Source organism: Parasphingomonas puruogangriensis (assembly GCF_036663635.1).
Classification (GTDB): domain Bacteria; phylum Pseudomonadota; class Alphaproteobacteria; order Sphingomonadales; family Sphingomonadaceae; genus Sphingomonas.
Genome location: NZ_JAXOJI010000001.1, coordinates 99,644 through 112,305 on the forward strand (window position 1 = coordinate 99,644; position 12,662 = coordinate 112,305).

At 66.3% G+C, this 12,662-nt stretch carries 11 protein-coding genes; 7 read left to right on the forward strand and 4 right to left on the reverse strand.

The window, feature by feature from the left end:
- The 4 genes from U1739_RS00535 to U1739_RS00550 all read left to right on the forward strand — a co-directional run bounded on the left by U1739_RS00535 (position 1) and on the right by U1739_RS00550 (position 5,785).
- Complete coding sequence (locus U1739_RS00535) at positions 1-1,077, forward strand: FemAB family XrtA/PEP-CTERM system-associated protein (protein ID WP_332704804.1); 1,077 nt, start codon at positions 1-3, stop codon at positions 1,075-1,077.
- Positions 1,077-2,282 carry a TIGR03087 family PEP-CTERM/XrtA system glycosyltransferase gene (locus tag U1739_RS00540; RefSeq protein WP_332702926.1) on the forward strand — a complete coding sequence of 402 codons (1,206 nt, stop codon included), beginning with the start codon at positions 1,077-1,079 and terminating at the stop codon, positions 2,280-2,282. Before U1739_RS00535 ends, U1739_RS00540 begins: the two co-directional genes overlap by 1 nt.
- Positions 2,279-3,814 carry an exosortase A gene (gene xrtA, locus U1739_RS00545; protein WP_332702928.1) on the forward strand — a complete coding sequence of 512 codons (1,536 nt, stop codon included), beginning with the start codon at positions 2,279-2,281 and terminating at the stop codon, positions 3,812-3,814. Before U1739_RS00540 ends, xrtA begins: the two co-directional genes overlap by 4 nt.
- 84 nt (positions 3,815-3,898) lie before the next feature.
- The gene (locus U1739_RS00550) at positions 3,899-5,785 is read left to right on the forward strand and encodes an XrtA/PEP-CTERM system amidotransferase (protein ID WP_332702930.1); all 1,887 of its coding nucleotides are present in this window, start codon (positions 3,899-3,901) and stop codon (positions 5,783-5,785) included.
- Between the two features lie 120 nt (positions 5,786-5,905).
- Here U1739_RS00550 and U1739_RS00555 read toward each other — a convergent pair whose 3' ends face one another.
- Positions 5,906-6,328, reverse strand: a complete 423-nt coding sequence (locus tag U1739_RS00555) for an MAPEG family protein (protein ID WP_332702932.1) — start codon at positions 6,326-6,328, stop codon at positions 5,906-5,908.
- A gap of 140 nt (positions 6,329-6,468) precedes the next feature.
- Here U1739_RS00555 and U1739_RS00560 point away from each other — a divergent pair, with 140 nt between their 5' ends.
- On the forward strand, positions 6,469-7,779 hold the full coding sequence (locus U1739_RS00560; protein ID WP_332702934.1) for a methyl-accepting chemotaxis protein: 1,311 nt from the start codon (positions 6,469-6,471) through the stop codon (positions 7,777-7,779).
- Here U1739_RS00560 and U1739_RS00565 read toward each other — a convergent pair whose 3' ends face one another.
- Together U1739_RS00565 and U1739_RS00570 are read right to left on the reverse strand one after the other, a co-directional pair.
- Positions 7,780-8,829, reverse strand: coding sequence for a 1,9-bis(guanidino)-5-aza-nonane synthase (locus U1739_RS00565; protein ID WP_332702936.1), 1,050 nt, complete (start codon positions 8,827-8,829; stop codon positions 7,780-7,782).
- Positions 8,830-8,970: 141 nt separating this feature from the next.
- Complete coding sequence (locus U1739_RS00570; protein WP_332702938.1) at positions 8,971-10,194, reverse strand: type III PLP-dependent enzyme; 1,224 nt, start codon at positions 10,192-10,194, stop codon at positions 8,971-8,973.
- A gap of 137 nt (positions 10,195-10,331) precedes the next feature.
- Between U1739_RS00570 and U1739_RS00575 the strand changes: the two genes are divergently transcribed.
- A complete protein-coding gene (locus U1739_RS00575; protein WP_332702940.1) occupies positions 10,332-11,300 on the forward strand; it encodes a threonine ammonia-lyase in 969 nt (322 codons plus the stop codon).
- Positions 11,301-11,611: 311 nt separating this feature from the next.
- Positions 11,612-11,794 carry a hypothetical protein gene (locus U1739_RS00580; protein WP_332702942.1) on the forward strand — a complete coding sequence of 61 codons (183 nt, stop codon included), beginning with the start codon at positions 11,612-11,614 and terminating at the stop codon, positions 11,792-11,794.
- A 114-nt stretch (positions 11,795-11,908) separates the two neighbouring features.
- Here the strand turns inward: U1739_RS00580 and U1739_RS00585 are convergent, their stop codons facing one another.
- On the reverse strand, positions 11,909-12,565 hold the full coding sequence (locus tag U1739_RS00585) for an alpha/beta hydrolase (protein ID WP_261294859.1): 657 nt from the start codon (positions 12,563-12,565) through the stop codon (positions 11,909-11,911).
- Between the last annotated feature and the right edge of the window lie 97 nt (positions 12,566-12,662).

The window sequence follows — 12,662 nt, forward strand, 5'->3', positions numbered from 1 at the left end:
ATGCCCTCGTTGCCGGTGCGTTCGGCACCGTTGGCGTTGCGGTCGGTTGACCTAACCGATCCCGACGAGCGCGCGCGGATCGATGCTTGGGTGCGGGCGCAGCCCGGCGCGACGCCGTTCCACCTGCCTGCCTGGAGCGTGGCCGTGGCACGGGCGTGCGGGCATAAGAGCCATATTCTGGTGGCCGAGTGCGCGGATGGATCACTTGCCGGGATGGTGCCGCTGACGGAGATTTCGTCGCGGCTGTTCGGGCGGGCACTGGTGTCGAACGGCTTTGCCGTCGATGGCGGGATCCTGGCGGCGGATCCGGCGGCGGTACGCGCGTTGGGCGAGGCAGCCTGGGCATTGGCGCAGGACTTGAAATGCCCGACGCTCGAGCTGCGCGGCGGCCCCGCCGACGGGCCGGAGTGGCACCGCGACGAGCACACCTATCTGGGCTTCGTGCGGCCGCTGGCGGCAAGCGACGAAGCGGAACTGCTGGCCATCCCCCGCAAACAGCGCGCCGAGGTGCGCAAAAGCCTGGATAGCGATCTTGCCGTATCGGTCGGCAGCAGTGCCGCGGATCGCCAAGCGCATTATGCGGTCTATGCCGAATCCGTGCACAATCTCGGCACGCCCGTCTTCCCGGCACGATTGTTTCGCGAGGTCCTCGCCGAATTTGGCGATGCGGCCGATATCTTGACAGTCCGCGCGGGCGGCACGGCGGTGGCCAGTGTGCTCAGCCTGTACTTCAATGGCACGGTCTATCCGTATTGGGGCGGTGGCACCGCCGCGGCGCGGGGGCTTCGCGCCAACGACCGGATGTATTTCGCGCTGATGGCGCATGCGCGGGGCAGGGGCTGCACCACGTTCGATTTCGGCCGTTCCAAGACCGGCACCGGGCCGGCGGCGTTCAAGAAGAATTGGGGGTTTACGGGGATCCCCTTGCCCTATGCCAAGCGCGCCGCATCGCCGGAGGCGCTGCGCGATATCAATCCGCTCAGCCCGCGCTACCAAGCGAAGATCGCGCTGTGGAAAAAGCTGCCTTTATGGCTGGCCAATCGGATCGGGCCGCACATCGCCAAAGGCCTGGGATGATGGGCGATATCCTGTTCCTGGCGCACCGCGTGCCCTATCCGCCCGATCGCGGCGACAAGATCCGCGGTTTCCATATCCTGAAATTCCTTGCCCAGCGGCGCCACGTCCATCTCATCGCCTTTGCCGACGATGCGCGCGACATGGCGGGCGACAGCGGGCTGGCCGATTATACCGAGCATCGCTCGATCATCTGGCGCGCCAAATCCCAGGCGATCGCCGCACTGCAGGCGCTGGTGTGGCGCCGGCCGGTGTCGCTGACCGCGTTCGAGAACCAGCCATTGCAGGCAGCGGTGGACGCCGCGCTGGCCAAGCATGCGATCGACACGATCTACGTCTTTTCCAGCCAGATGGCGCAATATCTGCCGGCGCAGCCGCAGCAGCGCGTGATCATGGATTTCGTCGACATGGATTCGGCCAAGTTCGCCTCCTACGGCACAGCGCGCGGGCCGCTGGCGTGGATGATGCGGCGCGAGGCGCGGCTGCTCGCGGCCTATGAACGGCAGGTTGCCGAGCGCGCCAGCGCGAGCCTGTTCGTCAGCGCGGAGGAAGCGGCGCTGTTTCGCACGAAGACCGGCGCCGAGCGCGTGTTCGCGGTAGAGAATGGCATCGATACCGACTTCTACGATCCGCTGGCCGATTTTGCCCATGTGGAACAGGCCGGGCCGCTGATCGTGTTTACCGGCCAGATGGACTATCGCCCCAATATCGAGGGCGTCAGTTGGTTCGTCGAGACGATCCTGCCGCTGGTGCGGGCCGATCATCCGCAGGCGACGTTTGCCATCGTCGGCCGGGCGCCGACCGAGGCGGTGAAGGCGCTGGCCAAGCGGCCGGGGGTGATCGTTACCGGCGAGGTGGCGGATGTGCGGGGCTGGCTGGCGGCAGCGGCGGTCGTCGTCGCGCCGCTGAAGCTGGCGCGCGGCGTGCAGAACAAGGTGCTCGAAGCGATGGCGATGGCCCGGCCGGTGGTGGCCTCGACTGCCGCCGCGCAGGGCATCGATCACCGCGACACGATCCGCGTCGGGGCGACGGCGGCCGAGATCGCCGCGCAGATCGGCCTGGTGCTGGCCGACCCGACGGCGGCGGTAACCTTGGGCGCGGCGGCGCGGGCGCAGGTGCAACAGCGCTACAGCTGGGCGGCACGGCTGGCGCCGCTCGACGCGATCCTGGGCATCGGCGCAGGGCCCGCGCGGCAGTCGGCGGCATGACGATCGCGCTGCCCAACACAGGTTTCCGCGCCGCCGGGACGGATGCGGTGTGGCGCCGGCATCTGCTGGTGCTGGCGGGCGTGGCGCTGGTGCTGCTGTGGCTGTTCCGCGGCGACGTCGGCGATCTCACGCATATCTGGTGGACCAATACGACGTTCGGGCATTGCCTGTTCATCGCGCCGGTGCTCGTCTGGCTGGTGTGGCAGCGGCGCACGCAGTTGGCCGCGCTGACCCCGGTGGCGTGGTGGCCCGGGCTGATTCTGGTGTTTGCCGGCGGGTTCGGCTGGCTGCTCGGCGATGCCGCCAGCGTGGCACTGGCGCGGCACCTGGGGCTGGTGATGATGCTGCAGGGCGCGGTGGTCACGATGCTCGGGCCGAACGTGGCGCGTGGGCTGCTGTTTCCGCTCTGTTATGCCGTGTTCATGGTGCCGTTCGGCGAGGGCATGGAAGCGCCGTTGCAGACGCTGACGGTCGAGATGATCATGCCGCTGCTGCACCTGTTCGGCGTGCCGGCGAAGGTCGACGGCGTGCTGATCACCATCCCCAACGGCTATTTCGAAGTGGCCGAAGCATGCTCGGGGGCGAAGTTCGTCATTGCCATGATCGCCTATGGCGCACTGGTGGCCAACGTCTGCTTCGTCTCCTGGCGGCGGCGCGCGGTGTTCATGGCGGTCGCGGTGATCGTGCCGGTGATCGCCAATGGCTTGCGCGCGTTCGGGACGATCTATGCCGCGCATCTGACCTCGGTCGAGCGCGCCACGGGGATGGACCATATCGTCTATGGCTGGGTGTTTTTCGGGCTGGTGATGGCGGCGGTGATCGCGCTGGGCTGGCACTGGTTCGATCGCGCGCCGGACGATGCGGTGTTCGATCCGGCGCGGTTGCAGGCCGTGCCGCGGCGGCGCATCGACCTGCTGGTGGCGGGCGCGCTGGTGCTGACCGTGGCGGCGCTGTTCCCGGCCTGGGGCGGCGCGGTGGCCGGGCGGGCGCAGGTGCTGCCGCCGTCGGTCACGCTGCCGACCGTGCCCGGCTGGCAGCGTGGCGCGCTGAGCGGGCGGGGCGCCTGGTCGCCCAATTATCCCGGCGCGGATCATTATCTGATCGGGCGTTATAGCGACGGGCGCGGCAACGCCGTAGAGCTCGCGCTGGCCGTTTATGGCAGCCAGCGCGAGGGCAAGGAATTGGTCTCGTTCGGCAATGGCGTGCTACGGCAGGACGATATCTGGGTGCGGATCGACGATGTGCCCGACCTGAACGGCGGCGCGGCGATGCGCATCACTGCGCCGGGGCCGGTCGAGCGGCTGGTGGTGAGCTGGTACCGGATCGGCAATGTGCTGACGCATGACGCGACGGTGGTGAAGATCGAGACCATGAAGGCCAAGCTGTTGGGCGGGCCGCAGCGCGCGGTGGCGGTGCATGTCTCGGCCGAGGTGCAGCCCGGCGTGGAGACGCGCGCGGTGCTGGCGCGCTTCCTGGCCGCATTGGGGCCGGTCGAGCGGGTGGCGGACCGGGCGGCGGGGATGAACGACTAGCCGTTGGTCGGCCCGGCCTGTACTGGCCGGACTATACTGGCCCAACTGTACTGGGGGCGACGACAAGGATCGGAAGAGCAATCGATGTGCGGCATTGCCGGTCTCTATTACCCTGCCACGCCCAAGCCGGTCGATCCGGCGCGGATCCGCGCGATGGCCGATGCGCAGGCGCATCGCGGGCCGGACGGGTCGGGCGTGTGGACCGCGCCGGGCGTGGGGCTGGGCCATCGCCGGTTGTCGATCATCGACGTCGCGGGATCGCCGCAGCCGATGGCGAGCGGCGACGGCGCGCTGACCGTCACGTTCAATGGCGAGATCTACAATTTCGCCGCGCTGCGTTCCGAATTGCAGGCCAAGGGCGCGGTGTTCGTCACTGCGGGCGATACCGAGGTGTTGCTGCACGGCTGGGAGGCGTGGGGGCCGGCGATGCTGGCGCGGCTCAACGGCATGTTCGCCTTCGCGCTGCACGACAGCCGGCGACAATGCCTGTTCATCGCGCGCGACCGGCTGGGGGTGAAGCCGCTCCATTATGCCGAATTGTCCGATGGGGCAGTGGCGTTCGCGTCGGAACTGAAGGGCTTGCTGGCGCATCCGTCGCTCCGGCGCGAACCCGAGATCCGCGCGATCGACGATTATATGGCGTATGGCTATGTGCCGGACGATACGTGCATCGTCGCCGGCGTAAAGAAGCTGGCCGCCGGGCATTATCTGCTGATCGAGCGCGGCAAGCCGGTGCCGGCCCCGTCGCGTTGGTGGCAGGTCGATTTCTCCAACCGCGCGACCGGATCGGCCAAGGCGCTGGAGGAGGAGATTGTCGCGCTGATGCGCGATGCGGTGCGGCTGCGCATGGTCGCGGATGTGCCGCTGGGCGCGTTCCTCTCCGGCGGCGTCGATAGTTCGGCAGTCGTGGCGTTGATGGCCGAGGCGTCGTCCAAGGCGGTCAAGACCTGCACGATCGGGTTCGACGCGGCGGCGCTGGACGAGCGCGGCTATGCCAACCAGATCGCCGCGCGCTTCGCCACCGATCACCGTGAGCGCGTGGTGGGGGCGGACGATTTTGCGCTGATCGACACCTTGGTCGCCTCGTTCGACGAACCGTTTGCCGACGCCTCCGCGCTGGCCACGTACCGGGTGTGCGAGCTGGCCCGCGAGGATGTCACCGTGGCGCTGTCGGGCGATGGCGCGGACGAGGCGCTGGCGGGCTATCGCCGCTATCGCTTCCAGCATGCCGAGGAGCGGGTGCGCGCGCTGCTGCCGGCATCGCTGCGCTCGCGCGTGTTCGGCACGCTCGGGCACTATTATCCCAAGGCGGATTGGGCGCCGCGCCCCTTGCGCGCCAAGACGACGTTGCTGGCGCTCGCCGAGGATGGCGCGGAGGGCTATGCCCGATCGGTCGGGGTGACCACGCCCGCGTTGCGCGCGATGCTGTTCTCGGACGCCGCCAAGCGGGCGCTGACCAGTTACCGCGCCGAGGACCGCTATGTCGCGGCGATGCGCGATGCGCCGGCGCGCGACGCGATCGATCGCGCGCAATATGCCGATTTCCAGCATTGGCTGCCCGGGGACATCCTGACCAAGACCGATCGTACCAGCATGGCGGTGAGCCTGGAAGCGCGCGAGCCATTGCTCGATTATCGCTTCGTCGAGTTCGCCGCCCGCCTGCCGGTGTCGATGCGATTGCGGGGCGGGCAGGGCAAATGGCTGATGAAGAAGGCGATGGAACGCTATCTGCCGAACGACATCCTGTATCGGCCGAAAATGGGTTTCGTGACGCCGATCAGCGCGTGGTTTCGCGGGCCGCTGGCGGGCGAGGCAGCGGCACTGGCCAAATCGCGCGTGCTGGCCAATTGGTTCGATCCCGCCGCCATCACCACGATCGCCGCCGACCACCGCGCTGGGCAGGCGGAGCATGGGCGGACGTTGTGGCAGTTGGTGATGCTCGAGCGATCGATGCAGCGGTTGTTTGGGTAGCTTTCGCTCTTTGTAGCTACCGTGCTCCTGCGGAAGCAGGAGCCCAGAGTACCGGGCGCGCCGCTTGTAACCCTGGGCCCCTGCTTTCGCAGGGGAACATCAGCGTGACGATATATGCGCTCAAAACACCGCCATTGCGGCGTGCAGCGTTAGCGCGACGAGCGCCAGCGACGAGCCCAGGAACAACACGAAGCGCAGGGACACTTTGTTGACGGTGGCCTGCCAGATACTGTGCGCGATGCGCAGTGCGACATAGGCCCAGGCGATCCAGGCGTTCACGCCGTTGCCGGTACCGGTCAGCGCGATCACACCGCACACCGCGTAGAACAAGGTCGGCTGTTCCAGCAGATGCATGTAATTATGCGCCTTCCACTGCACCTCGCGCGGCAGGCGTTCGGCATCGGCGGGCTTGGATCCGACCAACTTGCCGAGATCGATCCCCGCTGCCTTCATCGCCGGCAGGCCCGTGGCCATCATCCAGACCAGCATCGCCAGCGTCCAGGCGATCAGGACGACGACGGGCTTCAATATCTCGCTATGCATGCAACTGCCTCCCGGTTGACGCGGTCAGAGTGCGATAACCGGTGCTATGGTGCAACTGATGGGCCGTTTATTGTCCGGTGTCATCGTCCCGTCACCAAACCCTAACCGCTCGTTTACCTTGCAACGAATAGACGCAGCGCATGATATTCGATCCTGCCGCGCTGAATACCGATCCTCCCAAGCCGCTCGGCACCGGCAGCGGCCGCTACACGACGGTGCCGCATGGTGCGCCGCTGTCGACCGTGATCGACGTTTTCCGCCGACATCCCGATATGCGTTCGCTGCCGGTGGTGGCAGCAGACGGGCGGCCCGTCGGGATCATTCGCGAGCTCGACGTGCGCGGCATCCTGTTCAATCCTTACGGCCATGCGCTCATGCAAAATCCCAGCATCGGCGGATCGCTGCAAACGCTGGTGCGATCGTGCCCCGGCGCGGACAAGGCGCTGCCGATCGCGCAGCTGCTGGAACTCTATGCCGCATCGGGCGGCGATGACGGGCTGATCCTGACGCGCGACGGCGTGTTCCACGAGATCATCGACCACCGCGATTATGTGCGGCTAGCCGCGGAGCGCGATATCGGACTGGCGCGCGAGCGGGTAGCGCGAGCCGAGCGGCTGGATGTCGCCAGCCGCACCTTCACCGCCGACATTGCCGCTTTGTCCGACGAACTGAGCGGTGTTGCGGCCAAGGTGCAGCAGGTCGCGCGGCAATTGTCCGGCCGAGCCGAAGATACCAGCGAGGAAGCGGCATCCGTCGCGGTGGCGCAGGGGCAGACTGCCGATGCGCTGGAGGATATCGCGCGCGGCGGGCAGGGGCTGGCGACGTCGCTCGACCGGATCGTTGCCGAATCCAGCGAGGCGCAACGCATCCGTGCCGAGGCGCAGGGCGCAGTAGGGGTGGCCGGCGCGCGCGTCGCGGCGCTGACCAATACGGCACGGGCGATCGACACGATGTTGGCGTTGATCCAGAGCATCGCCGCGCAGACAAATTTGCTGGCGCTCAATGCCGGGATCGAGGCAGCACGCGCCGGCGAAGCGGGGCGGGGTTTCGCCGTGGTTGCCAATGAAGTGAAGGTGCTGGCGACGCAGACCAGCGTCGCGGCGCGCGATATCGCCGGGCATGTCGCCCAGGTGCACGATGTGCTCAACCAGGTGGTGGACGGACATCGCGGGATCGAACAGGCGATCGAGGCGATCGCGGATATCTCGCTGTCGATCGATACCGCGCTCGACCAGCAGCATGAGGCGACGCGGATCATCGCGACGAGCGTCAGTCAGTCCGTCGAAGCGGGCGCCGAGATGGGCACGCGCATTCGCCAGATCAGCGACGGAGCGGCGGCGATCGGCGGCGACGCCGATGTGCTGCAGGCCATGTCGCATACGCTGGCCGGCTCGGCCGCGCGGCTGCATCAGCGGGCGGCGACCTTCGTCGAGGTCGCCGCCACGGCATGATCAGTCGAAGCTGGCGCCCCAGCGACGCTTGACGCGATCCTTCCACAGGCCGCGATGATAGGCGTCCGAGGCCAGCAAGGGCATGACGCTGCCGGCTTCGGCGAACACCATCTGCTCAATCGCGGTGTTGACCTTGCCCCAGCTTGCCGCCTCTTGCAGCGTCGAGGACGAGCAGGCGCCGTCGCGCACGTCGGCAACGGTGATCTGCACGGCATATTTGTGCACCTGCACATCGTCATGCCCGAGGATTTCGGCGCAGACGACGGTGTCCTGGATGAAGTTCTTCGGCACGCCGCCGCCGATCATCAACAGGCCGGTGACGCCGGCCTTGATCTTGATTTCGGTGAGCTCGCGGAAATCGGCGATCGCATCGAGCACCATATAGGGCTTGCCGGCCTTGGCCGAATCGACTTGATGCTTGACCAGCCCGAAGCCGGCCGAGCTGTCGACGAACGCCGGGCAGAAGATCGGCACGTCATGCTCATAAGCGAGCTTGACCAGGCTGTTTTCCTTCTTGCCGTGCTCGACAAGATACTTGCCCATCTCGCGGATGAACTCGCGGCTCGAATAGGGCCGCGGCTCGAGCGATTCGGCGATTTCGAAAATCGTGTGATCGACGTGCTGGAGCTCTTCCTCGTCGATATAGGTGTCGTAGATCCGGTCGATCAGCAGCGAGCGCAGCACATCGTCGTGCGGCACTTCGAGCGCCTGATAATGTTTGTGGCCGAGGCCTTCGAAGAAATCCATGTCGACGATGGTCGCGCCGGTGGCGACGATGCCATCGATCATGTTGTTGCGCAGCAGCTCGGCATACAGATCCATGCAGCCGCCGGCCGACGTGGAGCCGGCGATGACCAGGAAGATGGAGCAATCGGGATCGGCGAGCATCTGATTGTAGATGTCGGTCGCGCGGCCGAGATCACGGCTGGTGAAGCTCATCTTCTTCATCGCATCGACGATCGGGCGCGCGTCGAAGCTGGTGATGTCGATATGCTCGACCTTGGTCGAGAGGAGTTCGGCCTTGCGATTGGTGTTGAGGGCTTCGGTCATCTTAATCTCCAAATTCCCCTCCCGCTTGCGGGAGGGGTTAGGGGAGGGCGTGTCCGCCGGCGTCCCCAATCAGTTACAGGCCCTCCCCCAGCCCCTCCCGCAGGCGGGAGGGGAGAAAGAAGGCGCGATAGTGTAGGCGTATTACAGCGTGACGACGTTCGAGGCGACCTCGTCATCGGCGTCGAGGTACAGCGAGACCATCGGCTCGTCCTGCATCACCACCGTCTCGTCCGAGCCGAAACCGTTGAACGCGGTGCGCATGGCGGCGCCATAGGCGCCGAGCATGCCGATCTCGATATAATCGCCGGCCTGCGTATCGGCGGGCAGCATGAACGGCCCGACCATGTGATCCATGTCGTCGCAGGTCGGCCCGTAGAAGCTGAACGCCATATCGCGCGCGCGGCTGTCGGGTTCGCGGAGCAGCTGCACCGGGAAGCGCCAGCCGATATGGGCGGCATCGAACAACGCGCCGTAAGCACCGTCGTTGATGTACAGTTCGTCACCGCGGCGCCGTTCGACGCGGACGATGATCGAGCTGTATTCAGCGCACAAGGCGCGGCCGGGTTCGGCCCACAATTCGGACGAATAGCTGACCGGCAGCGATTCGAACGCACGGTGGATCGTCTCGAAATAGCGCTCGAGTGGTGGCGGCTCCATGCCCGGATAGGACGAGGGAAAGCCGCCGCCGACGTCGATCACGTCGACGGTCACCGCCGCCTCGACGATCGCCGCACGGACGCGTTCCAGCGCACTGGCATAGGCTTCCGGAGTCATCGCCTGCGATCCGACATGGAAGCAGATGCCGAGCGCATCCGCGGCCTGACGCGCCGCAAACAACAATTCCTTCGTCTCATGCGGCGCCGCACCGAACTTCGAGGCGAGGCTGAGCATGGAATGTTCGGACGACACGCGCAGGCGGACGCACAGCGTCAGATCCTCGGCATAGCGCGTGGCGATCTGGATCTTCTCCAGTTCCTCCAGCGAATCGAGGCTGAACGTGCGGCAGCCATGCGTGAAATACGCCTCTTCGATCGCCTCCGCGGCTTTCACCGGGTGCATGAAGCAGAGCGTCGCTTGCGGCAGCAGCCGCGCGACGAGGCGCACCTCGGCAATCGAGGCGACGTCGTAATGCGTGATGCCGCTGTCCCAGAGCGTCTGGATCAGATCGGGCGAGGGATTGGCCTTTACCGCATAGAGCGACCGACCCGGAAACTTCTCGACGAAGAAACGGGCGGCGCGCGCCGCGGCGTGCGGGCGGATCAGGGTCACCGGCTGGACCGGCTTGGCGTTGGCGATCTCGACGACCGAGCGAAATTCGGTCGAATGGGCAGTCGCTAACCCCAGCGTGTTATGATGCTTGTGCAAATCAAGGGACCTCCAATGTCCGTAGACAAGTTCACGAAACACTGCCTTGCGGTTGGAAGTCCCATGGGGCAGCGGAAGGGCGAAATAGGGTCGTGCTCTGGCGAAGTAAAGCGGTAATGACCCCCCGGAGGTGAATAGTGACATTTGTGCGACAACCGACCCGCGCCGGGGTGCGTGATGCCGCTGCCAAGATTGCCGCAGTGGTGCCGCCCTCGCCATTATTATCTGCAGAAATCCATGGCTTAGCCGCCTCTTTCAAGTGCGAGTGCCTACAGTCGATGGGCGCGTTCAAGCTGCGCGGGGCGTGGCATCGGCTGACCGCGATCGATCCGCAGTTGCGCGCCCGCGGCGTGGTGGCGTTTTCCTCGGGGAATCATGCTCAGGGCGTGGCCTGGGCGGCCAAGCGGCTCGGCATGCCGGCGGTGATCGTCATGCCGGCTGAAGCGCCGGCATCGAAGCGCGAGGGCACGTTGGCGCTGGGGGCGGAGATCGTCAGCTATGACCGCGCCAGCGAGAGTCGCGAAGCGATCGCCGCGCGGCTGGCCGAAGCGCGCGGCGCGGTGCTGCTGCCGAGCTTCGACGATCCGTGGGTGATCGAAGGGCAGGGCAGCGCCGGGATCGAGGCGGCGGCGCAGATGGAGGCTTTGGGGCTGGGGCCGGTGGTCCAGGCGGTGGTGCCCTGCGGCGGCGGGGGACTCGCGGCGGGCCTTGCGCTGGCGCTGCCGGAGGCAGTGATCACCGTGGTCGAGCCGGAGGGCTGGGACGACATGCGCCGCTCGCTCGAGGCGGGCTGGATCGAGGAAGTGGGGCCGAACCCACCGGCGACCGCCTGCGACGCGTTGCAGACGATGCGGGTGTCGCCGCTGACCTTCGACGTGCTCTCGCGGCGCGGGGCGACCGGCGTGGCGGTCAGCGAAGTCGAGGTCCGCATGGCCCAGCGCTGGGCGGCGGAGAAACTGCGGCTGGTGGTCGAGCCGGGCGGCGCGGTGGCGCTGGCGGCACTCTTGGCGGGCCGGGTCGAGATGCATGCCGGAATGCTGGTGCTACTGTCGGGCGGTAACGTCGATCGCGCGGCGTACGGCCGGGTGCTGGCGGGGGAGGGGTAAGTGCGCAAATCTTCTAATATGGCAGTAGGCCCAATGAGCCTTTTTCGAGGGATCCTATTGGTCGGGCTAGCAATAACGACAGGCTGTGCCGAGCAGCCGAGGCGGGAAACGTCTGCGGTAGTGGTTGCGCTAGCCCCGCATGCAAATCCCAAGTTCGGCTCTGGGGAAGTCGTTATCACGGCGAGAAGTAAGGAGGGAGTTACCGGCCAGAAGCCCATCGCGGCAGGCGTTTTGCGGTGTCGCGTCGGTGATACCGTGCGGGCGACGGTGCAGGGTACGGCGCTGACACTCGACGCCAGGGCGTGCGAGCGATGAATAGCGAGACGCTTACCGGAATCGGCGCTGCCGCGCCTGCCATTGCCATGCTGGGGGTGTTCGCCTGCGTGGCGGGCGGGAGCTATCTGCTGATCAAGGGGCGCGAACGGAAGCGGGCGCTGCTGATGTTGGTGATGGCGGCGGTGCTGCTCGCCAATGTGCTGATCTGGACGCTCTAGTCCTTTTCCCTTTGGGAGAAGGTGGCGCGGAGCGCCGGATGAGGGTGACGGGCACCCACCCTCACCCTTCCGCGCTGCGCGCTCCCTCCCTCTCCCAAAGGGAGAGGGAAATACTCAGCGGATCGGCGAGTTGGGGTCGAGCCGCATGTCGAGATATTTGTCCACGCTGCCCATCAGCTCGGGCATTTCATGCTCGAAGAAGTGGTTGGCCTTCGGGATCGTGTCGTGGTGGATGGTGATGTGCTTCTGCGTGCGCAATTTGTCGACCAGCTTCTGCGTGGCCAGCGGCGGGGAGACTTCGTCATTCTCGCCCTGGATGATGATGCCGCTGGCCGGGCAGGGCGCGAGGAAGGTGAAGTCGTACATGTTGGCCGGCGGGGCGACCGAGATGAAGCCGCGGATTTCCGGGCGGCGCATCAACAGTTGCATGCCGATCCACGCGCCGAAGCTGAACCCGGCGATCCAGGTGGTCGAGGCTTCGGGGTGGAAGCTTTGCACCCAATCGAGCGCCGAGGCGGCGTCGCTGAGTTCGCCGATGCCGTTGTCGAACGTGCCCTGGCTCTTGCCGACGCCGCGGAAATTGAAGCGCAAGGTGGCGAAGCCGCGGCGCTGGAAGGTCTTGTAGAGTTCCTGCACGATCTTGTTGTTCATCGTGCCGCCCGCGGTCGGGTGCGGGTGGAGGATCATCGCGACCGGCGCGCGCGGGCGGGGTCCCGGGGAAAAACGACCTTCGAGACGGCCTTCGGGGCCGGGGAAAATGACTTCTGGCATGGGACCTGCTGACTAATCTGGGTGCTCGGGTGGAGCACTGGAATGTGCGCGCTATATAAGAAACCGACTTACTTTCGCAATTGGAACGACTCCTGAC

What these genes read in the sequence shown, in the direction of transcription:
- U1739_RS00565 (WP_332702936.1), bottom strand. Translation starts at nt 8,829, where the DNA reads ATGACCGAAGCCCTCAACACCAATCGCAAGGCCGAACTCCTCTCGACC.
- U1739_RS00580 (WP_332702942.1), top strand. Translation starts at nt 11,612, where the DNA reads ATGAATAGCGAGACGCTTACCGGAATCGGCGCTGCCGCGCCTGCCATT.
- xrtA (WP_332702928.1), top strand. Translation starts at nt 2,279, where the DNA reads ATGACGATCGCGCTGCCCAACACAGGTTTCCGCGCCGCCGGGACGGAT.
- U1739_RS00555 (WP_332702932.1), bottom strand. Translation starts at nt 6,328, where the DNA reads ATGCATAGCGAGATATTGAAGCCCGTCGTCGTCCTGATCGCCTGGACG.
- U1739_RS00560 (WP_332702934.1), top strand. Translation starts at nt 6,469, where the DNA reads ATGATATTCGATCCTGCCGCGCTGAATACCGATCCTCCCAAGCCGCTC.
- U1739_RS00540 (WP_332702926.1), top strand. Translation starts at nt 1,077, where the DNA reads ATGGGCGATATCCTGTTCCTGGCGCACCGCGTGCCCTATCCGCCCGAT.
- U1739_RS00535 (WP_332704804.1), top strand. Translation starts at nt 1, where the DNA reads ATGCCCTCGTTGCCGGTGCGTTCGGCACCGTTGGCGTTGCGGTCGGTT.
- U1739_RS00550 (WP_332702930.1), top strand. Translation starts at nt 3,899, where the DNA reads ATGTGCGGCATTGCCGGTCTCTATTACCCTGCCACGCCCAAGCCGGTC.
- U1739_RS00585 (WP_261294859.1), bottom strand. Translation starts at nt 12,565, where the DNA reads ATGCCAGAAGTCATTTTCCCCGGCCCCGAAGGCCGTCTCGAAGGTCGT.